The sequence below is a fragment of the Cuneatibacter caecimuris genome (assembly GCF_004216775.1).
GTDB lineage: Bacteria > Bacillota > Clostridia > Lachnospirales > Lachnospiraceae > Cuneatibacter > Cuneatibacter caecimuris.
The window spans coordinates 569,232-595,418 of sequence record NZ_SGXF01000001.1 but is presented as its reverse complement, the minus strand read 5'-3'; the positions used below and the strand labels follow the sequence as shown (position 1 = coordinate 595,418).

The following is a 26,187-nucleotide window of genomic DNA, read 5'->3' as shown; positions in this document are numbered from 1 at the left end:
AAAACATAAATCGCTCCATTCTGATATGCTATATATCGGGTGGAACGATTTTTTTACTTCCAGAAAGGAGTTTAAGAGAACCATGGAAAATCAAAACAATAACGGAAACTACGATAACAGGAACAGGAGAAAATCTAAAAAGAAAAAAAGAATTTACCACAAATCTGTATGTATTGTGCTTTGTTTACTCATAGCCATTGCAGCATTGGGAATTGTGAATCTGATAAGGAGCGGCAAAGAGGCCCCTATCCCCGAGAAAAAAGTCACTCAAAACAATGAATCTTTTTCTTTTGGGGACAGCGGACAAAAGGAAACGGTTTCACCCATCCTTGACACTGATAATGCTCTTTCCGTGAATGTCACAGCAGCCAATGCGATTGTAATCAATGCTGATACCAATGCCACATTGTATCAGAAAAATGGTACAGACAAAATTTCACCGGCCAGCACGGCTAAAATGATTACAGCTCTGACCGTACTGGACTACTGTTCCCCGGACGATGAAATAAGAGCAGGCGCAGAGATAGAAATGATACATGATGATTCGTCAAGAGCATGGCTTATAAAGGGTGATACTCTGACCGTCAGACAGCTCTTAATTGCCCTTATGCTTCCTTCCGGCAATGACGCGGCGTATACGCTTGCAGTAAATACGGGAAAGAAAATTGCCGGAGATAAGGATCTGCCTGATACACAGTCCATTGATGTATTCATGGATAAAGTAAATGAGAAGGCAAAACAGCTTGGTGCGAAAAACTCGAATTTTGTAGTACCGGACGGATATGACGCTGATGGACAGTATACCACGGCCTATGATCTTGCCATTATTGCAAAGGCATGTTTGGATGACCCATGTATTTCAGATATTGTGGCAACCTATTCGTCTTATGAAAGATGGACCAATGGCCGGGAGGTCACATACAAAAATACAAATGAACTTCTCAATCCGGGCAGCAAATATTACCGGCCGGAAGTGATCGGTCTAAAAACGGGAACCAGCAGTCGTGGCGGCGCCTGTATCATTTCTGCAGCGGTCATTAACGGAAACACCTATATCTGTGCAGTCATGGGATCAACTGAGAACGACAGATTCCAGGACAGCGTTGATATTATAGACGCAATTAAACTGCAATGAGCAAAACAGGACGGTTGGCGTGACCGGAACCGGACGGATCGGACAGGCAGTTATGGAACGCCTGAAGAAATTTGGTTGTACGGTGCTGGCAGATGATACTTTCCATATGATTGTCCGTGGGCAATTAAACATGATGAAAAAAATTATCTTTCTTAACCGTTTCTGACTAGCACAATATCAGGCAACAGTGAATAAAACCATACGTCGGGTTCTCTAAAATTACAGCTCTGAACAATTGCAGAAAGATGAATATGCTAAGGTGCTTCTGCCGCATTTTAGCTGTCATTTTCTATACCAATGTGACAAAGGGGCTAAAGCGTTCCAAAATTGAAGGCCTTGACTTATATTTCAAAACGATATAAAATATTAAAGCTTTTCTGAATGATTTTGCCGTCTGTTGGCAGCCTTACATCACTAACGGATCTGCAAATTTAGCGTACAGTGAACCATGAAATCAATCACGGACAGATAGAGGTAAAACGTGTTATATGACAAAGATATCCGGGAGCCGTTGTTTGACTTTTTGGAAGTGACTTATGGGAAAACAAGAATACTGGAAGAAAAAACCATGGGACAGTCTCGGGCCGACATTGTTATGGTGACCCCGGAAGCCCTGTATGGCATTGAGATAAAAAGTGATGCGGACACATATGCCAGGCTTGCCAGGCAGATAGAGGATTATGACCAGTACTATGATTACAATATGATTGTGGCCGGAACAAGCCATGCCGCGAATGTTTCAAGGCATGTTCCTGTATACTGGGGGATTATCACCGCTGAAATTGCGGACGGCACAGTAGACTTTTATATGCTGCGCAGCCCATTGCCCAATCCCAGAATGGATTGGAAAAAGAAACTGCAGATCTTATGGAAGCCGGAACTAGCCAGTCTCCAGGAATGGAACGGAATGCCAAAATATAAAGACAAGAGCAAAATGTTTGTGGCTGGTAAGATCGCAGAGCGTATCCCCGGAAAAATCCCAGAAGAAAAGCTGAAAAAAGAGGTCAGTGATATTCTGTTTGAACGGGATTACAATACCGCAGCGGAGGTAGTGGCTGAGTACCGTAAGGGAGAGATACAAAAACTGCTGGAGAAGACAGATGATCTGCAGGAGCGGCTGGAACTCATGACAGAGCAGGCGGCCAGAGGACATACTTTTTCCGGAGGCGGTGTGAGAAAAAGCGGCAGAAGGAGGAAGCAGAAGTGGTGACCAGAAAACAATTTCGAGGATGTATTCAGCGGGGGAAAGAAGAGTCTCCTGAGTTTCAACAGGCGTGCCGGATGGCAGAAGCAGCAGCGGAGGAGCTGGTGAAGGAAGGGGCGCTGCTGACAGCATCTCTTTACCGGCATGGAAATATGTGTTTTCTATATGAGGAAGTGCTGGCAGGGGAGGTGAAACCGGAAAACTATCTGAAGGCCCTGGAACCCTTTCTGGAGAGCTGGCCGGAAGAGGATGGAAATACAGTGTGGGCGCCAATGTATGCAATATACTGGCACAGCGTCCCGGGAGATTCGGGGAGCTGGGAGAAAAACAGAGCCGGAAAGAAACACAGGGTGGGAAGAATTGCTTTCCTGTACCCTGAAAAGCTGTTCTCCTATACATACTGGCATCATGCGATAGTCGAGGAAGGCCTTCTTTTGGGGGATCAGTACCAGTTTATCAGCCTTCACGAAAATATTCTGTTTTCCTATTTTGAAGAACCCAGACAAATGGTGAATATCAAAAACAGACAGGAACCTTCCAGAACTATAGACGGCTGGATGGCTGCAGACCCGGAGAGCCATTTTGACCGGAAAAAAGCGGGAGGGGATAATTTCTTGATTATCGAGTCCCTGCTGTCTGTGGGTAAAGGGGATCATCTATGCTGAAAATGCTGCCAGGAATGTCAAATATAAAAAAAGGATAAAATCGGATCAATCGACTTGACTTTCATTATAATAGGTGTTATATTACAAATAGAACAAAGGAGAGCTGAAAGATCTTCCAAGTTCCCGTAACGAGAGAACAACACCTGGGTTTTCAACCATCGTGCTGAATCATGTTTGTCATAAGAAAGGAGATATGACTTATGTTGATGCCTAGTATTTTTGGAGAGAACTTATTTGATGACTGGATGGATTTTCCTTCGGAGCAAGAATTTTTTGGCAAGAAAAACCCGCTTTTTGGAAAGCATTCCAAGAACCTGATGAAAACAGACGTGCGCGAGGCGGACAGCAGTTATGAGGTTTCAGTGGATTTGCCGGGGTTTAAAAAGGATGAGATCAACGTGAAGCTGGAAAATGGTTATCTGACTATTTCCGCTGCAAAGGGGCTTGACAAAGAAGAGAAAGATAAAAAGGGCAGGTATATCCGCCAGGAACGGTATGCAGGAAGCATGAGCAGAAGCTTTTATATCGGAGAAGCGGTGAAGCAGGAAGAGATACATGCAAAATTTGAAGACGGAATCCTGAAGCTGGATATCCCGAAAGCAGAGGCTGTAGAAGAACAGAAAAATTATATTGCGATCGAGGGGTGAGAAATGATGCCGGCCGGTGTATTTGCCGGTCGGGCTGAAGACACCCGGTAAAAAAGAAAACTCTATGCAGTGGAGTGAGATCCTTTGCATAGAGTTTTTTATTTCTACATAGCAGTGAACTTCTATGAAGTAAAACCGCACCGCGGAGGATTGGATTGATCGCACTGCGGCAAAAATAAAAATGCTTTCTGTCTATAAAAATGTGCGCGGCAGCAGAAAATTGGTGTCAGATCGTTCAAGACTTTATTGAAACAAAGCAGTAAAATATTATTAGTGAAAGGCAGAGAAGGAGACAGCAAATGCGCGATGTACAGGAACAGAGGCATATCTATTATGACCGGGATTTGAAAATAGAAGCATATAACCTGAGCGGGATTGTTCAGAAATTTCCCAATCATTTTCATGATTTTTATGTAATTGGATTTGTAGAGGGAGGAAAACGTCATCTGTGGTGCAAGGGGGATGAGTATGATCTGACCGCCGGAGACTTAATTTTATTTAATCCCAGAGACAATCATTGCTGTGCGCCCATCAACGGAGAAATCCTGGATTACCGCGCTGTAAATATTGAGGCTGGAGTCATGCGTCAGGCAGTGAAGGAAATCACAGGAAGGGATTATCTGCCGCATTTCAGGCAGAATGTAATATACCAGAGCGATATTGCCCAATCCGTGGCAGAATTGTACAATGTTATTTTATATCAGGCCCCAAAAATGAAAAAGGAGGAAGCTTATTTCTTTCTCCTGGAACAGGTACTGCAGGAATATGCAGAGCCTTTTGATGAAGCGGATATCCCGGAACCCAAACCGGAGATAAAAATACTCTGCAGTTATATAGAGGCTCATTTTTCCGAGAATATTATGCTGGACTGTCTGGCCGCTAAGGTGAATTTCAGCAAGTCTTATTTGCTGAGGTCATTTACAAAACAGGTCGGCGTCTCTCCATATCGCTATCTTCAGAATATCCGCCTGGAGCGGGCCAAGAAGTATCTGGAAGAAGGGATTGCTCCCGTGGCGGCTGCATGTATGGCAGGATTTGCAGATCAGAGCCATTTTACCAACTTTTTTAAAGAATATACAGGAGTGACGCCGAAACAGTATCAGAGAATCTTTGTAAAGGAGCCGGGGGATGGGAAATAGGATTGCCGGCGGTCACGGCGCCGCGTTCATTACAATTATAATCTGGGGGACGACCTTTATCTCTACAAAGGTTCTGCTGCAGATCTTTACTCCTGTGGAAATACTGTTTATCCGTTTCCTGACAGGATACCTGGCGCTGTGGTGTGTGTGCCCCCGCAGGCTGAAACTAAGAGACAGGCGGCAGGAATGGTATTTTGCAGCAGCAGGCTTGTGTGGCGTAACGTTATACTATCTGCTGGAAAATATAGCGTTAACTTATACCCTGGCATCCAATGTAGGAGTCATAATTTCTGCGGCGCCATTTTTCACAGTGATTTTTTCCTGCCTGTTTCTTCATGGCAAACGGCCGGGAAAAAGATTTTTCTTAGGGTTTTTGATGGCATTATTGGGTATCCTGCTGATCAGTTCCGGGAGCGGCGAGGCATTTCACCTGAATCCGTTGGGCGACCTGCTGGCAGCGGGGGCAGCAGTGGTTTGGGCAGCTTATTCTACAATTACTAAGAAAATAAGTGAATTTGGCTGCAATACCATACAGACTACCCGGAGAACCTTTTTCTATGGCCTGATTTTTATGATTCCCGCAATCATGCTGATGGATTTTCAAATCGATCTTTCACAATTCATAGATCTGAAGAATATTTTAAATTTGCTTTTTCTGGGTTTTGGCGCTTCTGCCTTTTGTTTTGTCACATGGAACTTTGCTGTAAAAGTATTGGGGTCCGTCAGAACCAGCGTATATATTTATATGGTTCCGGTGATTACAGCTGCAGCTTCATGGCTTATATTACATGAAACGCTGAATGGGATGATGCTGCTGGGGATTTTTCTGACCCTGGCAGGTTTGACCCTGTCACAAAATGGGCAGTCTGATTGCTCTGAATAAAATTGATTTGTCAGTGCACAGCGCTGCATGGAATTCTGCTGCCGGGAGACACTAATTTCATTCACAGTTGAAAGGAGTGTTTTTATGACGAACCCCAGAAAGGTTGCAGTGGTGGGCTGCGGTTTTGTAGGCTCTTCCATTGCGTTCAGCCTGATGCAGAGAGGACTTTATTCAGAAATGGTTCTGATTGATATTAATCATGCAAAAGCAGAGGGGGAAGCTATGGATTTAAGCCATGGGCTTCCCTATGCCGCGTCTATGGATATTTATGCCGGGGGATATGAGGACGCGGCGGACTCTGCGCTGATCATTATTACTGCCGGCGCAAATCAGAAACCTGGAGAAACGCGTCTGGATCTGATCGGCAAGAATGTGGCGATATTGAAGAGCATAATACCGGAAATTACTTCCAGAAATTTTGAAGGAATTTTGATGATTGTTTCCAACCCGGTGGATGTGCTGACCTATGCAGCATACAGGCTTTCGGGCTATGCTCCCTCCAGAGTGATCGGCTCAGGAACAGTGCTGGATACTGCCAGGCTGAAATACTTGTTGGGAGAACATTTGCAGGTGGACAGCAGGAGCGTGCATGCGGTGATTATCGGGGAGCACGGGGACAGCGAGCTGGCGGTATGGTCAGGAGCGAATGTGTCAGGAATTGATCTGGATGATTTCTACCAGCTTCGGGGGCTGAATGCTTATGAAGAAGACAAACAAAGGATATATGAGGATGTGCGGGACAGCGCTTATGAAATCATTGCCAGGAAAGAGGCGACTTATTATGGAATTGCCATGGCGGTCAACCGCATATCTGAAAGCATATTGAAAAATGAAGAAGCAGTTCTTCCCATTTCAGTGGTTCTGGAAGGGCAGTACGGCCTGTCGGGGCTGTGCATGAGTATTCCTTCGGTTGTGGGGAAGAACGGCTGTGAACAGGTATTGGAAATTCCTATGAATGTGCAGGAACAGAGAGCATTGCAGGACTCGGCCAGGCAGCTGAAGGAGGTTATTGAAACGCTTCGGTTGGAGTAGGGGAATTCTGCGGGTGGGAAGGGAGCCGCGGAGAGCCGGAAGAGAAAACTCCGGAGGCTCGATGCCTTACGGCAAATAGCCTCCTGCGTTTTGTCTTCCGTCTCTCTGGCGGGGTTTCTTAACGCTTGCTGGATGCTATGGGGGGAATTCTGCGGGCGGGAAGGGAGTCGCGGAGAGCCGGAAGAGAAAACTCCGGAGGCTCGATGCCTTGCGGCAAATAGGCTCCTGCGTTTTGTCTTCCGGTTCTCTGGCGGGGTTTCTTAGCGCTTGCTGGATGCTATGGGGGGAATTCTGCGGGCGGGAAGGGAGTCGCGGAGAGCCGGAAGAGAAAACTCCGGAGGCTCGATGCCTTACGGCAAATAGCCTCCTGCGTTTTGTCTTCCGTCTCTCTGGCGGGGTTTTCCTGACGCTTGCTGGATGCTATGGGGGAATTCTGCGGGCGGGAAGGGAGCCGCGGAGAGCCGGAAGAGAAAACTCCGGAGGCTCGATGCCTTGCGGCAAATAGCCTCCTGCGTTTTGTCTTCCGTCTCTCTGCCAGGGTTTCTTAGCGTGGCAAAATGTTGTGAAGAAAAAGAGCCGGCGCTTCACGACTTTTTATCGTTAAAGTACCGGCTGCTTCTTTATTGTGTATATGATATTTCATTTGGATGGACCCGAAGGGATTCGAACCCTCGGTCTCTGCGTTGCGAACGCAGCGCTTTCCCAGCTAAGCTACGAGCCCGAACATTTATATTATAGCACTGATTTTTAAAAAGTCAATGGTTTCAGAAGAGATATTAGTTGATGAATCTTTGGGGATAGAGTATAATGTCGTAAGACATTATACGCGCCGAAGCGGAGCGGAGTGCGCATGGGAGCACGAAGTGCCTAATATCTGCAGTGCAGAGGCGACGCTAACGAGGGATAAACAGCGGAGGATCAGTGGGATGAGATTAAGGGATTTACTGGAGGCGGTGGGATATACCTGCCTGCAGGGAGATATAGATACAGAGATTCATGGAATTAGTCAGGATAACAGAAAAGTGGAGCCAGGAAACTTGTTCATCTGCATTGCAGGGAGCAGGTTCGATACCCATGAGCTGACTATGGAGATTGCGGCCAGGGGGGCCGCGGCTTTTGTGGCGGAGCGTCCGGTGGAGGCGCCGTCTGGAACGGCGGTGGTGCTGGTGGAATCCTGCCGCGCTGCTATGGCCAGGATTTATGCGGCATTTTACGGATATCCTGCCCGTGGAATGAAGCTGGTGGGAATCACGGGCACAAAAGGAAAGACAACCACTGCTCAGATGATTGTTTCTGTTCTGAAGGCAGGAGGGCTGAAGGTGGGTTCCATCGGAACTAATGGGACAGATTATGACGGAAAGCATATTGAAAATGGAAATACAACTCCGGATTCCTATGAAATACAGAGGCATTTGCGGGGGATGGCAGATGCCGGCTGCCAGGCGGTAGTATTGGAAGTTTCGTCACAGGCTGAGAAAATGCACCGGGTGGATGGCCTGGAGTTTGATTATAGTATTTTTACCAATATATCTCCGGGAGATCATGTGAGCCCTACGGAACATAAAGATTTTGCAGAATATATGGAATGCAAGAGCATGCTGTTCGATCACAGCAAAGTGGCGTTTGTGAACAGGGATGATGAAAACTGGGAGAAAATCGTGGAAGGAAGATCCTGCCGCGCGTTTACTTATGGGTGTTCTCCAGAGGCTGATTACAGGGCGGAAATACTGGAAAAGGCTCAGGTCCACGGTCTCCCCGGCCTGCGGCTGGTGACATCAGGACAGGACAGCGGGGAATATCTGGTGAATATGCCTGGACTTTTCAACGGCTATAATGCTCTGGCTGCAGTCTGCATCGGCCGCGCATTTGGGATTTCTCAGGAGAAGATGCAGGAGGCGCTGTGCAGGCTCTATATTCCTGCGCGCCTGGAAATGGTCTATGTATCTGATAAATTATCTGTCTGTGTGGATTCGGCCCACAGCGGGTACAGCATGCAGCATTTGATCGAAGCGCTGCGGGAGTATCATCCTAAAAGGGTGATTGTGATTTTTGGCTGCGGAGGGAACAGGTCCAGAGACCGCCGCTTTGATATGGGAGAAGTCTGCGGGAACCTGGCAGATTTCAGCATTGTGACCACAGAACATAACCGTTTCGAAACATTTGAGAGCATTGTCAGAGATATCAGGGAAGGGCTGGGCAGGACGAAAGGCTCTTACATGGTAATTGAAGACAGGGCGGCGGCGATCCGCTATGCCATAGAACGGGCGCAGGACGGGGATATGATTGCGGTTACCGGCCTGGGACATGACAAGCATCAGGCTATTTCCGGAAAAAATGTTCCTTTTGACGATGTGGCGTTTGCCAGAGCCACACTGAAGGAGTTTGGCTATCTACAATAAAATCCGCTTGCATTTTTACAAAAACTGTAGTATGCTGGGATTAGAATGTAAGCGCTTACATTACGGCCTGGCAGCAGGAGGCCGGAAAGCGCCTAATATCATCCGGATGGAGGAACGTAAAAATGAGTGCACAGGTAAAAGAAACAGTGATGCAGTTTGGCGAAGGCGGATTTCTGCGGGGCTTTGTGGATTATTTTTTTCATAAGCTGAGAGAAAAGGGATTGTATGACGGGAAGATCGTAGTGATCCAGCCCATTGAAAAAGGCATGGTGGATCTGCTGAATCAGCAGAAGGGCGAATACAACCTGTTCCTGCGGGGAATCCAGGACGGGGAGGTTGTGAATGAGCATACTCATATTACTTCGATTTCCAGAGGGATCAATCCCTACACCAATTTTGAGGATTACATGGCATTGGCAGAAAATCCTGACCTGCGGGTGATTGTGTCAAATACTACGGAGGCCGGAATTGAATATCTGGGGACAGAGAAGTTGTCAGACGCGCCGGCGAAATCCTATCCTGCAAAGCTGACGCAGTTTTTGTATAAAAGATTTCAGACCGGACTGAAAGGATTCATCCTGCTGCCCTGCGAATTGATCGACAATAACGCGGACAACCTGAAGGCATGCGTGCTGAAATACGCGGACCTGTGGGAGCTGGGCCAGGATTTTAAAAATTGGATTGAGAAAGAAAATGATTTCTGCAATACTCTGGTGGACCGCATTGTGACCGGCTATCCCAGAGACGAGGTGGAAGCGCTGACAGAACAGATTGGATATACGGACAACCTGATTGATACAGCAGAAATTTTCCATCTGTGGGTGATAGAAGGCCATCACGAAGATGAGCTGCCCTTCAATAAGGCAGGTTATAACATTGTCTGGACTGACGACGCAAAGCCTTATAAGAAGAGAAAGGTCCGCATTCTCAATGGAGGGCATACTTCCATGGTGCTGGGCGCATATCTTTACGGCCTGGAAACCGTGGGAGAGTGCCTGAAGAATGAAACGGTCAGCGCATTTTTGAAAAAATGCCTGTTTGAAGAAATCGTTCCCACCCTGGGCAATACAGAAACAGACAAAAATTTTGCAAAGGCTGTATTGGACCGTTTTTCCAATCCGTTTATCAAGCATCTGCTGCTGTCTATCGCGCTCAATTCTGTGAGCAAGTTCCAGGTTCGCGTGCTGCCGACAATCCTGGAATATAAGGAGCAAAACGGAACATACCCGAAGGCTTTGACATTTTCCATGGCGGCTTTGATCGCGTTCTACAGAACGGATAAGGCAAACGATGGTGCGGAGATCATGGAATTTATGAAAAACGCATCTGTAGAGGAAATTCTGAAGAGAGAGGATTACTGGCATGCGGACCTGACAGAGATGATTCCCATGGTGGAAGGCTTCTACAATCTGATTCAGGAAAAGGGAATGGCAGAAGCTTATCAGGCAGTCCTCGCATAATAGGATAGAACACAGCCGTGTCTGAAAAGTGCGGCACAATAAAAACCCTGCCTTAAATGCTAATAGCATTGGCAGGGTTTTCCTGTTCGATTATGTATTATTCTCCCCGGAGAAAAGCCCTAATTTCTTCCTCGTTATCATCATAGAGATCAGGTTTAATGCCGGGAATATATTTCAGCGCCTCATAAACGGCAGGAATCACGTCGCCATGAATCCCTACGCAGTGATGCACATATGGGCCGGTCACAATTTTTTCTTCCAGCTTCACCAGGTTTTTCACCTCAACCCAGGCATAAGTACCTTTGGTTCTGGGGCCTTCGATTCCTCTGGCGCTGCCCATCAACATGGAGTATTGACCATTATCGCCATCAAAACGCAGCAGGGACATTTCACCGCCTTTCAGTTCAGCGCTGACAGACCCGGGATGGGAATAATTAAAAGCAAAGGGCGCTTCAAGGGTAGGCTTTTCTTTTGCCAGAGAAAACGGCCAGGGTCCGCAGTGCTGAAGGAGCTCACCGTTGTCGTTTTCAGGATGGCGGACAGTCCAGTCCGCAAAAAAAGTGGGAGCTTTGCCCATTCCGGCAGACTGAACCATGACGGCTGTTACAGCGCCGTGAATGTCAGTTTCACATACTACCGGGATTCCCTCTTCTGTCATCAGGGAATTAGCAACGCAGGGGAAGCATCCCAGCGCATCCTGCATGGCGTTCCAGCACTGGATCGCGATTGCTTTACAGCCGTAGCGCTTTACAAGGCGGGTCATGGCGGCTTTCATAGCGGCCAGTTTTTTCACAGCATCTTCTTTTACACAGACGTTCATATTCTCTGTCATCGTCTGTTGCGCTGCGGCAGCTTCTTCAGAGTCTGCGCAGGATTCCATTTCTGTTTTGAGCTCCTCCAGGCTGATGGGATGGATTTGAATGCCGAATTTCTCCAGCAGTTCGCCTTCGTTGCACATCATTGTCCAGAAACCTGCGGGGCGCGTGGAAATCTGGAGGATGCGCAGGCTGCGGAATTCTTTTACCACATTAGACGCGGCGATAAAATTGTGGATTCCTCTCTTAAAAGCTTCATCTTCCAGACGGCAGTTCTGAATATAGGTAAAAGGGATACGGAACCGGCGCAGAACTTTGCCGGTTGCGAACAGGCCGCACTGGCTGTCCCTCAGCCGTTCCCCGGTAGGAATGGGGGCTTCGTCCCTGGGCCCCCAGATGCAGACTGGCAGGTTCATTTCCTTTGCAACCTTACAGACCAAATCCTCTGTTCCAAAATTAGTGTGAGGGAAAAACAGCGCGTCCACTCCTGCACGGCGGAATTTCTCTACAACAGGTTTGATATGGGATTCATCGAACAGCAGCCCCTCTTCATTGATATCCTCGATATCCACAAAATCAATCCCCAGCTCGGTCAATTTCTGCAGCGTCATATTCTTATATTTGACTGCGTCTTCTTTCGAAAAAATAAAGCGCCTTGTACATGCGACGCCCAAACGTACATGATATTCCATGATACATTCCTCCTCCTGAATTAAGTAATTCTATTATAGTTAAATTTTTCTTCTTTTGCAATAGCGGGACATATATTTTTTTAAATAATTTAGGCATATTAAATCTGCAAAAACCGTATTATCCTGCATTTATCTTTAGATTTCATTGACTTTTTGAATGGAATGTGATAAATTTTAATTAAATAATTTAGCACTTAAAGGAGGCAAATATATGACCAGCATTACTGACCTTCGAAAAAAGGCCATAGAAATACGGAAAGGCCTGCTGCAGATGATCTGTGACGGACAAACGGGGCATACCGGAGGAGCTTTATCTTCGGCGGATATTCTGACTGCTCTTTTTTACTATAAAATGAAACATGATCCTGCCAATCCCAAATGGGAAGACAGGGACCGTTTTATTTTGAGCAAGGGGCACAGCGTGGAAGGATATTATAACATTCTGGCAGATATGGGATATTTTCCGAAAGAAGAGCTGAAAACCTTCAGCCATTTTCAATCAAGGCTGATCGGACATCCCAGCACCAAGGTGCCCGGCGTGGAGATGAATACCGGCGCACTGGGCCATGGGCTGCCCATAGCAGTGGGAATGGCGCTGGCCGGAAAACGTGACCAGAAAGATTACCATGTCTATGTGCTGATGGGAGACGGAGAACAGGCGGAAGGCTCTGTATGGGAAGGGGCCATGGCTGCGGCCAACTACCAGCTGGATCATCTGGTGGGCATTGTAGACAGGAACCATCTGCAGATCAGCGGAGATACGGAGGATGTGATGGCGCTGGGGGACTTTGCCGCCAAGTGGCGGGCCTTCGGCTGGGAAGTTGTTGAAATAGACGGCAATGATATGGAACAGATTGTGAAAACTCTGGATGAACTGCCTGCCGGGACTGGCAAGCCGCAGATGATTATTGCGCATACCGTGAAAGGAAAAGGCGTTTCCTTCATGGAAAATGTGGCAAAGTGGCACCACGGCGTGCCCACCCCGGAACAGCTGGCACAGGCGCTGGCTGAATTAGATGCTTGTGAAAAGGAGTTGGACTGAGATGAAAAAAATACCTTGCAGAAAGAGTTTTACAGAAACCCTGCTGGAGCTGGCCAGGAAGGATCCTTCTATTGTTGCGCTGGCCTCGGATTCCAGAGGGTCGGTAACGTTGGGGGAATTTGCAGAGGCGCTGCCGGAACAGTTTGTGGAATGCGGCATCGCGGAACAGGATGAAGTGGGCATTGCCGCAGGCATGGCGTCCTGCGGTAAAAAGGCATTTGTCTGCGCCCCTGCCTGTTTCCTGTCCACCAGAAGCCTGGAGCAGGTGAAGGTGGATGTGGCTTACAGCCATACAAATGTGAAAGTGATCGGCATCAGCGGCGGAATCAGCTATGGCGCTCTGGGAATGTCCCATCATTCATTGCAGGATGTAGCGGTAATGCGGGCGATTCCCGGCATGACAGTCATTCTTCCCGCGGATGAATACCAGACCAGGGAGATGACAAAAGCTCTGGCAGAATTCGACGGCCCCGTATATGTCCGCATGGGCCGCGGCGCTGTGGAGAATGTATATACAGATGAATTTGTGCCCTTTGAGATCGGAAAGGCGAATCAGCTGACAGAGGGAGATGATCTGGCCATTATTGCCTGCGGAGAAACAGTGGTTCAGGCTGTGCATGCTGCGGAAAGCCTGAAGAAGGCAGGGATCCATGTCCGTGTTCTGGATATGCATACGATCAAACCCCTGGATGAGGAAGCGGTGGTCAGAGCCTGTAAGGAATGCAAGGCTATCCTTACTGTCGAGGAATCCAGCCCCCACGGAGGCCTGGGAGAGGCAGTTTCTCATGTGGCGGCAGAAAATCATCCGGCGCCCATAAAGATTATCGGTCTGCCGGATGAACCGCTGGTATCCGGCACCTCCACGGAACTATATGAGTATTATGGGCTGGATGCTGCGGGGATTGCCGCGTCAGCCAGGGCGCTTCTCGAGAAGCTGTCCTGAGAGGGAGGGTGTGATGCCGTATATACTGAGTATCGATCAGGGGACTTCGGGAACAAAAGCAGTCCTGTTTGATGAAACAGGTTCTTTGGTCCACAGACATAATGAAAATCACGGGCAGTTTTACCCGCAGCCGGGCTGGGTGGAGCACGACCCAGTTGAAATTTTTGAAAAAACCTGTCAGGCAGTGGACGCTTGTATCAAAGAGGCGGGCGTCAGCCCTGCCGGTGTGAAGGCAGTATCCATATCCAACCAGCGGGAAACCGTTGTGGTATGGGACCGCCGTACCGGCCAGCCGGTATATCCTGCCGTGGTCTGGCAGTGCAGCAGAGCGGAAAATATCTGCAGAGAGCTGGATACCCCCGGGGTGCGCAAAATAGTATTGGAAAAAACAGGACTGGTGCTTTCTCCGTATTTCTCCGCGGCGAAAGTGAAGTGGATTCTGGATTATGTGGAAGGAGCCAGAGAGGCGGCTGAGGCCGGCTGGCTGATGGCAGGCACTATTGACAGCTGGCTCATATATAAACTGACCGGAGGAAGGGTGCACGCCACCGAGCCTTCCAATGCCAGCAGGACGCAGCTTTATAATATTCATAAACGCTGCTGGGACAGGGAACTGCTGGAACTTTTCACAATACCCGGTTCCATGATGCCGGAGGTTATGCCATCAGACAGCATATTTGGGCCCCTGGCGGTGACCTGTCTGGCGGATCAGAGCACGCCCCTGGCTGGAGTTCTGGGAGATTCCCAGGCAGCCTTGTTCGGACAGCAGTGCACCCGGCCGGGAATGACAAAAGTGACCTATGGAACCGGGTCTTCTATCATGCGCAATATTGGGGCGAAGCCATATATTTCCCGGGAAGGGCTGGTGACCTCTGTGGGATGGCAGCTGGGAGATGATCTGACCTATGTGGCGGAGGGGAATATCAACTGTTCCGGAGCGGCGATTAAATGGCTGGTGGATGATCTGGAACTGATCCCGGATTCCAAATGCACAGAAGCGCTGGCGGCCGGCGTTAAGGATACGGAAGGCGTTTATCTGGTTCCGGCATTTGTTGGACTGGGCGCTCCGTACTGGGACAGCGATGCGAGGGCTGCGCTGGTGGGGATGACCCGCGGCACAAAAAAAGCCCACGTTGTCAGGGCAGTTCTGGAATCCATGGTATATCAGGTCCGGGATATTCTGGATCTTATGCAGGAAGAGTCCGGCACGCCCACCGAAGAAATCAGGGTAGACGGAGGTCCGACCCGCAACAGTTTTCTGATGCAGTTTCAGTCTGATATTTCCCGTATTCCTGTAGTAGTCAACGAGCTGGAAGAACTTTCAGCGATTGGGGCCGCATACATGGGAGGGCTTTCAGCAGGCGTGTGGCCGGATATGGATACATTGTGCAGCCTGCGCACAAAGGATACCAGATTTCTGCCTGATATGGCGGAGCAGCGCCGGGAACAGCTGTATCATGGCTGGAAAGCGGCGGTAGCAAAAGTATTAACCAAATAGGGAAGGTGTTTATGAAAGTTAAATCAAAGGATATCGCAAAAAAATTAGGGCTTTCTCCGGCCACGGTTTCCCTTGTGCTGAATAATAAGCCGGGTATCAGTCCGGAAACCAGGGACCGGGTTTTTTCTCTGCTTCAGGAATATGGTTATGAGCAGCCGAAAGCGCCTCAGCTTACTCCGGCTTCCAACAAAACCTTACAGTTTGTGATTTATCAGAAGCATGGCCTGGTGGTTTCGGATACCCCGTTTTTTTCCACGCTGACTGAGGCCATCAACCGGGAAGCGCGCGCCAGTGGGTATTCCCTGACCATCACATATATTGATGAGCAAAAGGATGATATTGAGGCGATTCTGTCCGATATGGTACAGAATTCTCCAAGCGGCCTGCTGATTCTGGCTACAGAAATGTTTGCAGAGGACATCGGACCATTCCAGCGGCTGGGGATTCCTCTGCTGCTGCTTGACAGCCAGTTCGACCATGTGGATATAGATACAGTCTGTATCAACAATGCTGACGGCGTTTATAAAGCGATGGATTATTTTTACCATCTGGGCTACAGCAATATCGGTTATCTGCGCAGCAGCATCAGGATATACAATTTTGACCAGCGATTCACACGGTTCCGGGCATATGCTGCGGATAGGAAAGTCAGAATAGAGGAGAGCAATATTTTTCCTCTGGAATCCACCACCGAAGGAGCGTATCAGGATATGAAGCGCCTGCTGAAGGAACGCCGGGATACGCCGGACGCTCTGTTTGCGGATAATGATATCATTGCTTCAGGAGCCATCCGGGCGCTGAAAGAATTTGGACTGTCTATACCGGAAGACGTATCGATTATTGGTTTTGACGATATGCCCTTTTGCGAAATGCTGGAACCCAGCCTCACAACGATCCGCGTCTTCAAGCAGGAGATGGGTACCACCGCTGTGCGCAGGCTGATCGATGTAATTGAAAATCCTCAGAGCAAGCCTCAGAAGATCTACATCAGCACAGAACTGGTGCCGCGCAGGAGCACAAGAGAATATGCCTGAATGAAAAAGGCTGAAAAGAAAGCGCATGTATTGGGAGATTTCACCTATACACGCGCTTTCTTTATGTAACCAATTAAATTCAGATCAATTCAGCTTTGCTCCACATTTTCCGCAGAAATTTTCTCCCGGAACATAGGGGGCGCCGCACTGGCGGCAGATCGGGTCAGGCGCAGGAGCTGCGGCTTCGGGAGACGGAAACTCCGGGCCCTGGTTCTGCATGGGGGGATACGGGAATCCGGGATCCTGCATGGGAGGAGCCTGGAAATCCGGGTTTTGGTTCTGCACAGGCGATCCCTGGAAATCGTGCCCCGGATTCTGACCAGGACCGGGAAAATCATTACCGGGCTGGGGCGGAACAGGAAAGCCGGAACCAGGATGAGGCTCTTCCGGAGGCAGCAGGCGTTTCAGCGAATGATTGATTTCACTGGTATTCTGACACATGATCAGAAACGCCAGAATGATTTCATAGGAGAGACGGAGCAGAATATTGCCCATCACCAGAAGCATCAGCCCGGAACCGAAGCTGACAAATAAGGTGAAAAATCCCATGAGTGTGATGAAACAAGCCAAAATAAGGTAGAGCACATTTAAAACAGTATTTAACACCAGTTTCTTAAAGGACAGAAAATCATACATCCAGCCAAGAAAACCTGTGAATTTCCCCTGGTTTTTGGGGGATAAAAACAGGAAGTAGAGCAGGATGCCGCCGGCCACGGCTATAATGACTGAGATGATAGCCAGCACAGACATGACTCCCAGGGCGGAAGATGCGCTGTAATAAGAATTAAACATGAAGAAACCACCTTTCTTTTTTCTTTTTGCTGTGCCCGCAGAGTAAAAAGGGCGGACAGCTGCTTCCAACTGTTTTCAGTATACAGCAGCAGTTATGAAAAAGCAAGAAAAATACGTGCTGAAACAGTTAAGGTATTGGAAAACAGTGGTATTGTCCTGCTTAAAGCGCTATAATAGAAGAAATGAGCAGATAACACCACAGACAGGAGGAATTTATGATGGCAGGAATCAGAAAAAGTTTGACAGAGCTGATTGGAAATACGCCTTTGCTGGAATTGCAGCATTATAATAAAAAACACGAGCTGAAGGGACGTGTGCTGGCAAAGCTGGAATACCTGAATCCGGGAGGAAGTACAAAGGACCGGGCGGCTTTGTCCATGATTGTGGACGCTGAACTGAACGGCAGTCTGAAACCAGGCGCGGTTTTAATCGAACCCACCAGCGGCAATACAGGGATCGGCCTGGCCTGTGTGGCAGCTTCCAGGGGATACCGGGTAATTTTGACTATGCCGGATACCATGAGCCGGGAACGGCGCAGCCTGCTGAAAGCTTATGGGGCGGAGCTGGTGCTGACAGACGGGGCAAAAGGGATGCAGGGCGCTGTGGAGATGGCGGAACAGCTGGCGGAGAAGATTCCCGGAAGTCTGATCCCGGGGCAATTTGAGAATAAGGCGAATCCTGCGGCACACTATAAAACCACGGGCCCGGAGATCTGGAGAGATACCAACGGAATGGCGGAAGCTTTTGTGGCCGGGGTAGGCACTGGGGGAACAATTACCGGAGCGGGGAGATATTTAAAAGAGATGAATCCCAATATCCATATTGCGGCTGTGGAGCCTGCCGCGTCCCCACTGTTGGAAGGAGGAGAGGCGGGACCCCATATGCTTCAGGGTATTGGCGCTAATTTTATCCCGGAAATCCTGGACAGGAAGATATATGATGAAGTGATTCCGGTGGGAAATGAAGAAGCCATGCGGACTGCCAGAGAGCTGTGCCGCCTGGAAGGAATCCTGGTTGGGATCACTTCCGGCGCAGCAGTCTGGGCAGCAGCACAGCTTGCGAAACGGCCCGAATTTGCAGGGAAATACATTGTGGCGCTGCTCCCGGATTCCGGAGACCGCTATCTGGCGGACCTGTTTGGGGACGGGGAGCAGGATGGCTGAAATCAGTTCAGCCTGGTTTTTTTCAGCATTGCGATGAATTCGCTGTTATTGCGGGTGCGGGCAAAGAGATCCAGAATCCGTTCTACCGCGTCGTCGGCCCGCAGACCGTTGGTGGCTTTGTGGATGATATCTGCGGCCTCCTGTTCCTGGGGGGTCAGCAGCAGATCATCCCGCCTGGTGCCGGATTTTAAGATATCAATTGCCGGGAAGATCCGGCGTTCGGAAAGCCTGCGGTCCAGGACCAGTTCCATATTGCCGGTGCCTTTGAACTCCTCAAAGACCACATCGTCCATGCGGCTGCCGGTATCCACCAGGGCGGTAGCCAGAATTGTCAGGCTGCCGCCTTCTCTGGTGTTTCGGGCGGCGCCGAAGAAGCGCTTGGGCATATGCAGCGCCGCGGGGTCCAGGCCGCCGGAAAGCGTGCGGCCGCTGGGCGCTACGGTCAGGTTATAAGCCCTGGCCAGACGGGTGATGCTGTCCAGCAGGATCACCACGTCCCGCTTATGCTCCACGAGTCGCTTCGCGCGTTCGATGACCATCTCAGAAACGCGTTTATGGTGTTCAGGGAGTTCGTCAAAAGTAGAATAAATTACTTCTACACTGGGGCCGGCTATGGCCTCTTTGATGTCCGTCACTTCCTCCGGCCGCTCGTCGATCAGGAGCACGATTAAATGGATTTCCGGATGAGTCCTTTTTATAGAGCTTGCCACCTGCTTCAGCAGCGTGGTTTTGCCTGCTTTGGGCGGGGAGACAATCATGCCTCGCTGGCCTTTCCCGATCGGGCTGAGAAGATCCAGAATCCGCATGGGAATCTGGTCCCTGCCGCCGTCAGGCATTTCCAGGCGCAGCCGGGAGTCCGGGAAAACCGGGGTAAGGTCTTCGAAAGAGGTGCGGGACTCTGCTTCAATGGTGGGCAGATCGTTGATCTGATTTACATACAGCAGCGCGGCAAATTTTTCACCGGAAGATTTAATCCGGGTGGCGCCGCTGATGATATCGCCTGTCTTTAAATTAAACCTTCTGATTTGAGAGGGAGAGACGTAGACGTCGTTCTCTCCGGGGAGAAAATTCTCACACCGGATGAATCCATAGCCGTCGGGCATCACTTCCAGAATGCCATGAGCGGGAATGCCGCTGTCCAGCTCCGCCAGATCTCCGGGCGGCGTAACTGGGACAGAAACGCGGGAAGGCGCGGAGGGAACCGTTCCGGCAGGGGCCATGGAACTGCCGCTGGGAACCGGGGCCGGATTGGACGCCTGATATGTCTGCCGGGAAGTGACAATAGGGGTGGAGTGGCTGTTGTAGCCGCTTTGGTTATAGCTTGGACGGTATCCTCCGCCCGGCCGGACGGCAGCGGTTCTGTCCGCCGTTCTGGGAGCGGAATAAGCTCTGGGCTGCGCGGTATGGCCGGCCGATGTATTGGAAACGGAAGGGGCGGCGGTACGGGGATATACCTGGCGGACGCCTGAAGGACGGCCGCGGTGGGGACCAGCGTCACTGGCCTGGCGGGAAACTGCCTGTGCAGGCTGGGATTGTGCGGAAACCTGAGGAGAGGAAGCTTCCGGGCTGCTTTCAGATATATGCCCTGCTTCACTGACAGGCTCAGCCGCGCTGACCGGCAGATCGTTTTTTTGATGTGCCCGCGCCTCTTCTTTTTCTGCAAGAGATGTCAGGATCTGGATCAGCTCAGATTTGCGAATTGTTGTTACCCGGCGGATCCCTTTGGATTTGGCAATTTCACGCAGCTGGGGAAGCTGCATGGATGCGTAATTTTCGGTCATAAGAATCTCCTTTTATTATGTTTCATAGATTTGCTCGCTTTGTTTTACTGATTGTATGGAAAATATTTCGATTATCTTATTGTGGGGGCTGGATCTTAGATGATAAATCTGAAGAAATAAAATGTGAGTGCGTTCCTGCCTTTGTAAACAGTCTTATTATACAATATCTGGAAGGGAAAAGTAAAGAGCTATTTTTTATGGCCCCTTTTTATCAGAATAGTTGACCGCCCCGGGTGGGAGGTGATAAGATATTTTCAGAAGGAGAATGACATGAAAAAAATACTGATGATTGGCACCGGGGGGACCATTGCTTCCCGGCAGACAGAGGGCGGCCTGGCTCCCGGCCTGACTACGGAAGAACTTTTGAGCTTTATTCCTCAGGCGGCGGAAATCTGCCGGATTGAAACAATGCAGTTGTGCAGCATAGACAGCACGAATATGACGCCGGGAATATGGCTGGAAATTGCCGGGGCAGTGGAAGCGCATTATACGGAATACGATGGATTTGTGATCTGCCATGGCACGGACACTTTGGCATATACATCGGCCGCGCTGTCATATTTGATTCAGGATTCAGCAAAGCCCGTGGTGATTACCGGGGCGCAGAGGCCCATTGATAAAGATATTACTGACGCCAAAACAAATCTGCTGGACAGCTTTTTGTATGCGGCTGACAGTGATTCCACCGGAGTGAACATTGTGTTTGACGGGAAGGTGATTGCCGGTACCAGAGCCAGAAAGATGCGGGCCAAGAGCTATAACGCCTTTTCCAGCATCAATTTCCCCTCTCCGGCAGTAATCCAGGATGGGAAGGTAATCCGGTATTTTAAGGAAGAAAAGCCGGAAGGGCCGGTGCGGTTTTATCATAAGATGAGCGACAGCATCTGTGTGCTTAAGCTGATTCCCGGGCTGAAACCGGAACTGCTGGCATACCTGTTTGAAAACTACAGATGCATCGTCATTGAGAGCTTTGGCGTCGGCGGGATTCCCGAGGGAATACAGCAGGAGTTCTACAGGCAGATGAAGGAATGGCATAAAAAAGGAAAGTTTGTGGTCATGGCCACTCAGGTGGTCAATGAAGGAAGCAATATGGCGGTATATGAGGTGGGACAGAAAGTAAAGAAAGATTTTGACCTGATCGAGGCTTACGATATGACCCTGGAAGCTACGGTGACGAAGCTGATGTGGCTGATGGCCCGTCCCGGAATCGGGCTGGAGGAGATCAGGAGTTCTTTTTACAGGACCATCAACCACGATATTTTATTTACCAGAGAGTGGAAGGAGGACGCAAAATGAAACTGCAGGCTTATGAGAATCCCGTTCTGAGAGGGTTTTCCGGGGACCCCAGTATTTGCCGCTCGGCTGACGGGCGGGGATATTATCTGGTGACCAGCTCCTTTGAATATTTCCCCGGAGTCCCGCTGCACTACAGTGAGGATCTGGTGCATTGGGAACTGGTGAATTATGTGCTGAAGCGTCGGGAACAGCTGGATCTCACGGATGTGCCGCCTTCAGGAGGGCTTTGGGCGCCGACCATCCGCTGCCATGAGGGGCGGTATTATATGACCACCACGAACCGTACCATGGGCGGGAATTTTTATGTGTGGACAGATGATCCCAGAGGGGACTGGTCCGATCCTGTTTTTGTGGATCTGGACGGGATAGATCCCTCGTTTACCTTTGATGGGGGACATGTCTATTATTATGGAGCCTGTCCTGCGCCGGACGGGACGCCGGGCATCAGCATGATGGAAATTGATATCGCTACCGGAAAGGCGCTGACTGATATCCGTTTTCTCTGGGCCGGTTCCGGCAACCGTTCCCCGGAAGCGCCCCATATCTACCATATCGGGGACTGGTACTACCTGACCATTGCGGAAGGAGGGACCCAGTTCGGACATATGGAGACAGCGGCGCGCAGCAGAAATATCTGGGGGCCTTATGAAGGGGCGCCCTGCAATCCCATTCTCACTAATGTGCATACCAGAAATCCTGAAATTCAGTGCACCGGCCACAGTGATTTGATACAGGATCAGAACGGGAACTGGTGGGCCGTGCATATCGGTCTGCGGATGGCGCAGAAATACCTGAGCCATATCGGACGGGAAACTTTTTTAAGCCCCGTGTCCTGGACAGAAGACGGGTGGCCTGTGATCAATGGAAGAAGATGGGTGGAAATTGAATCAGCAGGCCCTTTGCTTCCCGCCTATGAAGCAAAAGAAGAACCTGTACGGGATGATTTTGAGGGAGATCAGCTGGAGCTTTGCTGGAATTATCTGCGCAATCCTGACCTTTCCAGATACAACCTGAAAGAGCGCCCCGGCTGCCTGACCCTTAGGGGCAGCGCACTCCGCCTGGACGATATCGGTTCTCCTACTGTGGTGTGCAGGCGCCAGAAATATTTTGACTGCCATATGACTGCGAAAATGGAATTTCTACCGGAGCAGGACGGGGAAGAGGCGGGAATCGCGGTATTTTTGTCCAACGAATTTTACTATAAGATAGGGAAGCGCAGGGAGAATGGTGAGGACTTCCTGGTTCTGGAAAAAAGAGCGGAGGATTTTTATCAGCAGGTCTGCAAAATTTCTGTAGAGCATGAGAAGCCGCTGTATCTGGGAATTCAGGCGGAGCGCCTGCGCTATACTTTCCGATGGGGATATGAAGAAAGCGATGTGGCAATCGCTGGTTATGCCTCCACCAGATTCCTTTCCTGCGAAGTGGCTGGAAGATCTTTCACAGGTGCCTTTGCGGGCATGTATGCCACGGGCAATGGGAGGGATTCCGCGGCAAAAGCGGCGTTTGATTTTTTTGAGATGAAGCCGGACGAGGAATCCAGGTTTGCAGATTTAGCGACGTGAGCATGGTAGACCTCCGCAGTTTTTTAGCAGGAATGACTGGAATTTTTCTGGTGAGCTGAAAGCCGCGTTTCTGGCTGGTCAGGGATATGGGTTAGCAGAGCAGGAGCTGCCATAAATTGAAGTGACGGAAAGCTCCATGCTGGAGAATGAGATGAAAAATGTGCATTTGCTGCATACGCTGATCCCAATCGGAGATATTATGAATCTGAAGGTGGTCTGCGGAGGCGTGGAAACAGAAAACTGCTGAAAATGGAGGCTGGCATATGAAAATCTATTATAACGGAACGATTTTAACTATGGAAGACAATAAGGCTGCAGAAGCGGTCTGCGTGGACGGGGGCAGGATCGCCGCGGCAGGGGATTTGAAATATCTGCTGGAAAAGTATCCGGGCGCGGAAAAGGAAGATCTGAAAGGGCATACGATGCTGCCTGGATTCATAGACCCACACAGCCATTTTTCTGCCGCAGCCAATGCCCTGCTGCAGGTTCCGCTGGAAGACGCGCACACTGGGGAAGAGATCGGGGATAAAATCAGGGTTTTCTTAGAAAAAAATAATTTGAAAGCAGGGGATTGGGTGATGGCCCGCGGCTATGACCATAACCAGATGCGGGAGAAACGCCATTTATCCCTGGAAGAGCTGGATGAAATCTGTCCGCTTAACCCCTTGGTAATCCAGCATAAATCAGGCCATATGGGGCTTTTTAATTCCAAAGCCTTGGAGCTGCTGGGAGTTACGGCAGAGACCTCGTCCCCGGAAGGCGGCAGGATAGAGAAAAAGGACGGCAGGCTCACCGGATATATGGAAGAAAACGCTTTTTTGTACTATCTGCAGAAAACGCCGGCCCCGGGAATGAAAGCGCTGGCGTCCGCCTTCCGGCAGGTGCAGGAAAAATATGCTTCCTATGGGATTACCACAGTTCAGGAAGGGATGATGGTGGACAGGCTGCTGCCGCTGTACCAGTATTTGATCCAGAGCGAAGGATTGGAGCTGGATGTGGTGGGTTATCCGTCCCTGGAGGCGGCTCCGGATTTTATGAAGGCGTTTCCCCAGGCTCTGAAAAAATATTTCAGGCATTTCAAAATCGGAGGCTATAAGATTTTTCTGGACGGCTCTCCCCAGGGAAGGACAGCCTGGATGCAGGAGCCGTACAGACAGGTGTCGGGAGAGGACGAAAAGGATTACTGCGGATATGGCACCATGAAGGATGAGGAGGTGCTGGCCGCGGTGAAAAAAGCGGCGCGAGAAGGGCTTCAGCTGCTGGCGCACTGCAATGGAGACGCAGCCGCGGAGCAATATATCAGAGCCGTGGGAAAGGCGGAAGAAGAGGGAGAGCCTGTGAAGGAAATCCGCCCGGTCATGGTACATGCCCAGCTTCTGCGCCGGGATCAGATGGTTCGGGTGAAAAAATTCGGCATCATCCCGTCTTTTTTCGTGGCTCACGTCTATCACTGGGGCGAGGTTCATGTAAAGAATTTTGGCCTGGGGCGGGCGTCTGCCATCAGCCCGGCAGGATCAGCGCTGAAAGAAGGGATTCTGTTCACATTTCATCAGGACACGCCGGTGATTGAGCCGGACATGATGGAAACTGTCTGGTGCGCAGTACAGAGGGAAACAAAAGAAGGACGTGTGCTGGGAGCGGAAGAGAGAATTCCTGTGGAAGAAGCATTGAAAGCAGTGACCATAAATGCTGCCCGGCAGTATGGAGAGGAAGCAGAAAAAGGCAGTATCCGCCCGGGAAAACAGGCGGATCTGGTCATTCTGGACCAAAACCCGCTGGATGCAGACCCCGGGCAGCTGCGCGGAATCAGCGTGCTGGAAACAATTAAGGGAGGTAAAACCATTTACCGGAAGGAATAAGATATAGGAGGCACTCAGTGGATATCAAAGAATATTGGAAAGCTGCGCTGGCACAGGACGCTGAAAAGATGCGGGGATTTTTTCACCCGGGAGCCTGGGTGAACTGGCATAATACAAATGAACATTTTACTCTGGAAGAATTTATCCGGGCAAACTGCGAATACCCTGACAAGTGGGACGGAAAAATAGAACGAACAGAACAGTACCAGAGCCTGATCATAACAGCGGTGCATGTTTTTGCCAAAGAAAAGCCCTTATCCTTCCATGTTGTTTCTTTTTTCAGGATAGAAAATGACAAAATTATATCAATAGACGAATACTGGGGAGACGACGGCCCGGCGCCGCAATGGCGGCTGGACAAGCATATAGGGAAAGCAATCAAATAAACAATAAAGTCAAGCTTTAGCAGCTATATTTCCTTCGCCGGAAAGAAGCCCGGCCAGAGACGGAAGAAAAAACGCAGGAGCCTATAGCCGTAAGGCATGGAGGCTCCTGCGTTTTTTCTTCCGTCTCCCGCGACTTCCCAGAAGAGGTCCAAATCAATTTACTTACAGCATACTCTTATAAGAAGCAGTACTACCATTAAAAATAGCCTTTACCTGATCCACTTCCTCGCGTGTAACCTGAGCGGCAGGCTGATAATAGCCGTGCTGCTTTGCGATCTGGTAAAGTTCATACTGAGAAGTTTCACAGCTGTTTCTCATCTGGATCAGAGTCTGGCGCAGCTGGGGGTTCGCTGTCTGGCTGATCATATAGCCATAGTTGTCCAGGCTGCCATTTACCTGGGTAAGGGTATCAGCTACCATTGTTTTCTCGTCCATAGTTTTCGTTCCTCCTTAATTTAAGAACTGCATCAGTTCGGATTTGCTCTGCTTTGCTGTCTGGGCAGCCTTCTGGAAATACTGCTGCACATCAGGGCTCTGTGCCTCTTTCGCATAGCTTTCCATCTTGCAGGACACGGTATCATGCGCCATGATGAGGTGGCGAAGGGTCTGAAGCTCCATTTCGTTTAAGTTTTCCATGGTTTAACCTCCATTTATTTTTTTCAGAATTAGTTTGTGCTGCCTGAGAAAAACTATACGGAGAAACAGACTTGTTTTTTGAGCCCAGATTGGATATACTGGCAGAAGAACATAAAGGCAGATA

General features: G+C 49.6%; 23 protein-coding genes, 1 tRNA gene and 1 pseudogene. 19 read left to right on the top strand and 6 right to left on the bottom strand.

The window, feature by feature from the left end; all coding sequences use genetic code 11:
• The first annotated feature begins 82 nt into the window (after positions 1 to 82).
• The 8 genes and pseudogenes from vanY-D to EV209_RS02780 all read left to right on the top strand — a co-directional run bounded on the left by vanY-D (position 83) and on the right by EV209_RS02780 (position 6,705).
• Positions 83 to 1,135 carry a transpeptidase-like D-Ala-D-Ala carboxypeptidase VanY-D gene (gene vanY-D / locus EV209_RS02815; RefSeq protein WP_130432840.1) on the top strand — a complete coding sequence of 351 codons (1,053 nt, stop codon included), beginning with the start codon at positions 83 to 85 and terminating at the stop codon, positions 1,133 to 1,135.
• Position 1,136: 1 nt separating this feature from the next.
• Positions 1,137 to 1,277, top strand: a pseudogene (locus EV209_RS02810) (NAD(P)-dependent oxidoreductase); the annotation flags it as partial.
• Between the two features lie 339 nt (positions 1,278 to 1,616).
• Positions 1,617 to 2,345 (top strand): sce7726 family protein, encoded by a 729-nt coding sequence (locus EV209_RS02805; protein WP_165388792.1) that lies wholly within the window; start codon positions 1,617 to 1,619, stop codon positions 2,343 to 2,345.
• On the top strand, positions 2,339 to 3,004 hold the full coding sequence (locus tag EV209_RS02800; protein WP_130432836.1) for a hypothetical protein: 666 nt from the start codon (positions 2,339 to 2,341) through the stop codon (positions 3,002 to 3,004). The genes EV209_RS02805 and EV209_RS02800 overlap by 7 nt, the downstream gene beginning before the upstream one ends.
• 200 nt (positions 3,005 to 3,204) lie before the next feature.
• Positions 3,205 to 3,651 carry an Hsp20/alpha crystallin family protein gene (locus tag EV209_RS02795; protein WP_130432834.1) on the top strand — a complete coding sequence of 149 codons (447 nt, stop codon included), beginning with the start codon at positions 3,205 to 3,207 and terminating at the stop codon, positions 3,649 to 3,651.
• Positions 3,652 to 3,950: 299 nt separating this feature from the next.
• Positions 3,951 to 4,790, top strand: coding sequence for a helix-turn-helix domain-containing protein (locus tag EV209_RS02790; RefSeq protein ID WP_130432832.1), 840 nt, complete (start codon positions 3,951 to 3,953; stop codon positions 4,788 to 4,790).
• Entirely contained in the window at positions 4,780 to 5,673 is an 894-nt protein-coding gene (locus EV209_RS02785; protein WP_130432831.1) for a DMT family transporter, read from the top strand. Before EV209_RS02790 ends, EV209_RS02785 begins: the two co-directional genes overlap by 11 nt.
• Positions 5,674 to 5,757: 84 nt before the next feature.
• Positions 5,758 to 6,705 carry an L-lactate dehydrogenase gene (locus tag EV209_RS02780; protein WP_130432829.1) on the top strand — a complete coding sequence of 316 codons (948 nt, stop codon included), beginning with the start codon at positions 5,758 to 5,760 and terminating at the stop codon, positions 6,703 to 6,705.
• Positions 6,706 to 7,353: 648 nt separating this feature from the next.
• On the opposite strand, the gene EV209_RS02775 is transcribed toward EV209_RS02780, so the two are convergent.
• A tRNA-Ala gene (locus tag EV209_RS02775) sits at positions 7,354 to 7,426 on the bottom strand.
• 205 nt (positions 7,427 to 7,631) lie between these two features.
• Here EV209_RS02775 and EV209_RS02770 point away from each other — a divergent pair.
• Positions 7,632 to 9,104 (top strand): UDP-N-acetylmuramoyl-L-alanyl-D-glutamate--2,6-diaminopimelate ligase, encoded by a 1,473-nt coding sequence (locus EV209_RS02770; RefSeq protein ID WP_165388791.1) that lies wholly within the window; start codon positions 7,632 to 7,634, stop codon positions 9,102 to 9,104.
• Between the two features lie 122 nt (positions 9,105 to 9,226).
• Positions 9,227 to 10,564, top strand: coding sequence for a tagaturonate reductase (locus tag EV209_RS02765; RefSeq protein ID WP_130432826.1), 1,338 nt, complete (start codon positions 9,227 to 9,229; stop codon positions 10,562 to 10,564).
• A 97-nt stretch (positions 10,565 to 10,661) separates the two neighbouring features.
• On the opposite strand, the gene EV209_RS02760 is transcribed toward EV209_RS02765, so the two are convergent.
• Positions 10,662 to 12,071 (bottom strand): L-fucose/L-arabinose isomerase family protein, encoded by a 1,410-nt coding sequence (locus EV209_RS02760; protein ID WP_130432824.1) that lies wholly within the window; start codon positions 12,069 to 12,071, stop codon positions 10,662 to 10,664.
• Between the two features lie 220 nt (positions 12,072 to 12,291).
• Here EV209_RS02760 and EV209_RS02755 point away from each other — a divergent pair, with 220 nt between their 5' ends.
• From EV209_RS02755 to EV209_RS02740, 4 genes are read left to right on the top strand one after another with little or no spacing between them, the layout of a single operon-like run.
• The gene (locus tag EV209_RS02755) at positions 12,292 to 13,113 is read left to right on the top strand and encodes a transketolase (protein WP_334295313.1); all 822 of its coding nucleotides are present in this window, start codon (positions 12,292 to 12,294) and stop codon (positions 13,111 to 13,113) included.
• A gap of 1 nt (position 13,114) precedes the next feature.
• A complete protein-coding gene (locus tag EV209_RS02750; RefSeq protein ID WP_130432821.1) occupies positions 13,115 to 14,056 on the top strand; it encodes a transketolase family protein in 942 nt (313 codons plus the stop codon).
• Between the two features lie 13 nt (positions 14,057 to 14,069).
• Entirely contained in the window at positions 14,070 to 15,554 is a 1,485-nt protein-coding gene (gene glpK, locus EV209_RS02745; protein ID WP_130432819.1) for a glycerol kinase GlpK, read from the top strand.
• Positions 15,555 to 15,565: 11 nt separating this feature from the next.
• A complete protein-coding gene (locus tag EV209_RS02740; protein ID WP_130432817.1) occupies positions 15,566 to 16,588 on the top strand; it encodes a LacI family DNA-binding transcriptional regulator in 1,023 nt (340 codons plus the stop codon).
• Positions 16,589 to 16,672: 84 nt separating this feature from the next.
• On the opposite strand, the gene EV209_RS02735 is transcribed toward EV209_RS02740, so the two are convergent.
• Positions 16,673 to 17,380, bottom strand: coding sequence for a zinc ribbon domain-containing protein (locus EV209_RS02735; RefSeq protein ID WP_130432815.1), 708 nt, complete (start codon positions 17,378 to 17,380; stop codon positions 16,673 to 16,675).
• A 218-nt stretch (positions 17,381 to 17,598) separates the two neighbouring features.
• On the opposite strand from EV209_RS02735, the gene cysK reads away from it, so the two are divergent.
• A complete protein-coding gene (gene cysK / locus EV209_RS02730; RefSeq protein WP_130434137.1) occupies positions 17,599 to 18,543 on the top strand; it encodes a cysteine synthase A in 945 nt (314 codons plus the stop codon).
• A gap of 2 nt (positions 18,544 to 18,545) precedes the next feature.
• Here the strand turns inward: cysK and rho are convergent, their stop codons facing one another.
• The gene (rho, locus tag EV209_RS02725; protein WP_130432813.1) at positions 18,546 to 20,324 is read right to left on the bottom strand and encodes a transcription termination factor Rho; all 1,779 of its coding nucleotides are present in this window, start codon (positions 20,322 to 20,324) and stop codon (positions 18,546 to 18,548) included.
• 270 nt (positions 20,325 to 20,594) lie between these two features.
• Here rho and EV209_RS02720 point away from each other — a divergent pair, with 270 nt between their 5' ends.
• The 4 genes from EV209_RS02720 to EV209_RS02705 all read left to right on the top strand — a co-directional run bounded on the left by EV209_RS02720 (position 20,595) and on the right by EV209_RS02705 (position 25,427).
• A complete protein-coding gene (locus tag EV209_RS02720; protein WP_130432811.1) occupies positions 20,595 to 21,620 on the top strand; it encodes an asparaginase in 1,026 nt (341 codons plus the stop codon).
• Positions 21,617 to 23,182, top strand: a complete 1,566-nt coding sequence (locus EV209_RS02715) for a glycoside hydrolase family 43 protein (protein ID WP_130432809.1) — start codon at positions 21,617 to 21,619, stop codon at positions 23,180 to 23,182. The genes EV209_RS02720 and EV209_RS02715 overlap by 4 nt, the downstream gene beginning before the upstream one ends.
• A gap of 263 nt (positions 23,183 to 23,445) precedes the next feature.
• The gene (locus EV209_RS02710) at positions 23,446 to 25,041 is read left to right on the top strand and encodes an amidohydrolase (protein WP_130432807.1); all 1,596 of its coding nucleotides are present in this window, start codon (positions 23,446 to 23,448) and stop codon (positions 25,039 to 25,041) included.
• A gap of 17 nt (positions 25,042 to 25,058) precedes the next feature.
• Complete coding sequence (locus EV209_RS02705) at positions 25,059 to 25,427, top strand: nuclear transport factor 2-like protein (protein ID WP_130432805.1); 369 nt, start codon at positions 25,059 to 25,061, stop codon at positions 25,425 to 25,427.
• A 162-nt stretch (positions 25,428 to 25,589) separates the two neighbouring features.
• On the opposite strand, the gene EV209_RS02700 is transcribed toward EV209_RS02705, so the two are convergent.
• Complete coding sequence (locus EV209_RS02700) at positions 25,590 to 25,862, bottom strand: spore coat protein (protein WP_130432803.1); 273 nt, start codon at positions 25,860 to 25,862, stop codon at positions 25,590 to 25,592.
• 15 nt (positions 25,863 to 25,877) lie between these two features.
• Positions 25,878 to 26,063: a hypothetical protein gene (locus tag EV209_RS02695; protein WP_130432801.1), complete on the bottom strand. Its 186-nt coding sequence runs from the start codon at positions 26,061 to 26,063 to the stop codon at positions 25,878 to 25,880.
• Positions 26,064 to 26,187: the final 124 nt, after the last annotated feature.

What these genes read in the sequence shown, in the direction of transcription:
- EV209_RS02735 (WP_130432815.1), bottom strand. Translation starts at nt 17,380, where the DNA reads ATGTTTAATTCTTATTACAGCGCATCTTCCGCCCTGGGAGTCATGTCT.
- EV209_RS02765 (WP_130432826.1), top strand. Translation starts at nt 9,227, where the DNA reads ATGAGTGCACAGGTAAAAGAAACAGTGATGCAGTTTGGCGAAGGCGGA.
- EV209_RS02740 (WP_130432817.1), top strand. Translation starts at nt 15,566, where the DNA reads ATGAAAGTTAAATCAAAGGATATCGCAAAAAAATTAGGGCTTTCTCCG.
- EV209_RS02760 (WP_130432824.1), bottom strand. Translation starts at nt 12,071, where the DNA reads ATGGAATATCATGTACGTTTGGGCGTCGCATGTACAAGGCGCTTTATT.
- EV209_RS02770 (WP_165388791.1), top strand. Translation starts at nt 7,632, where the DNA reads ATGAGATTAAGGGATTTACTGGAGGCGGTGGGATATACCTGCCTGCAG.
- EV209_RS02795 (WP_130432834.1), top strand. Translation starts at nt 3,205, where the DNA reads ATGTTGATGCCTAGTATTTTTGGAGAGAACTTATTTGATGACTGGATG.
- EV209_RS02750 (WP_130432821.1), top strand. Translation starts at nt 13,115, where the DNA reads ATGAAAAAAATACCTTGCAGAAAGAGTTTTACAGAAACCCTGCTGGAG.
- rho (WP_130432813.1), bottom strand. Translation starts at nt 20,324, where the DNA reads ATGACCGAAAATTACGCATCCATGCAGCTTCCCCAGCTGCGTGAAATT.
- EV209_RS02715 (WP_130432809.1), top strand. Translation starts at nt 21,617, where the DNA reads ATGAAACTGCAGGCTTATGAGAATCCCGTTCTGAGAGGGTTTTCCGGG.
- glpK (WP_130432819.1), top strand. Translation starts at nt 14,070, where the DNA reads ATGCCGTATATACTGAGTATCGATCAGGGGACTTCGGGAACAAAAGCA.
- EV209_RS02700 (WP_130432803.1), bottom strand. Translation starts at nt 25,862, where the DNA reads ATGGACGAGAAAACAATGGTAGCTGATACCCTTACCCAGGTAAATGGC.
- EV209_RS02785 (WP_130432831.1), top strand. Translation starts at nt 4,780, where the DNA reads ATGGGAAATAGGATTGCCGGCGGTCACGGCGCCGCGTTCATTACAATT.
- EV209_RS02720 (WP_130432811.1), top strand. Translation starts at nt 20,595, where the DNA reads ATGAAAAAAATACTGATGATTGGCACCGGGGGGACCATTGCTTCCCGG.
- EV209_RS02790 (WP_130432832.1), top strand. Translation starts at nt 3,951, where the DNA reads ATGCGCGATGTACAGGAACAGAGGCATATCTATTATGACCGGGATTTG.
- EV209_RS02780 (WP_130432829.1), top strand. Translation starts at nt 5,758, where the DNA reads ATGACGAACCCCAGAAAGGTTGCAGTGGTGGGCTGCGGTTTTGTAGGC.
- EV209_RS02710 (WP_130432807.1), top strand. Translation starts at nt 23,446, where the DNA reads ATGAAAATCTATTATAACGGAACGATTTTAACTATGGAAGACAATAAG.
- EV209_RS02695 (WP_130432801.1), bottom strand. Translation starts at nt 26,063, where the DNA reads ATGGAAAACTTAAACGAAATGGAGCTTCAGACCCTTCGCCACCTCATC.
- cysK (WP_130434137.1), top strand. Translation starts at nt 17,599, where the DNA reads ATGGCAGGAATCAGAAAAAGTTTGACAGAGCTGATTGGAAATACGCCT.
- vanY-D (WP_130432840.1), top strand. Translation starts at nt 83, where the DNA reads ATGGAAAATCAAAACAATAACGGAAACTACGATAACAGGAACAGGAGA.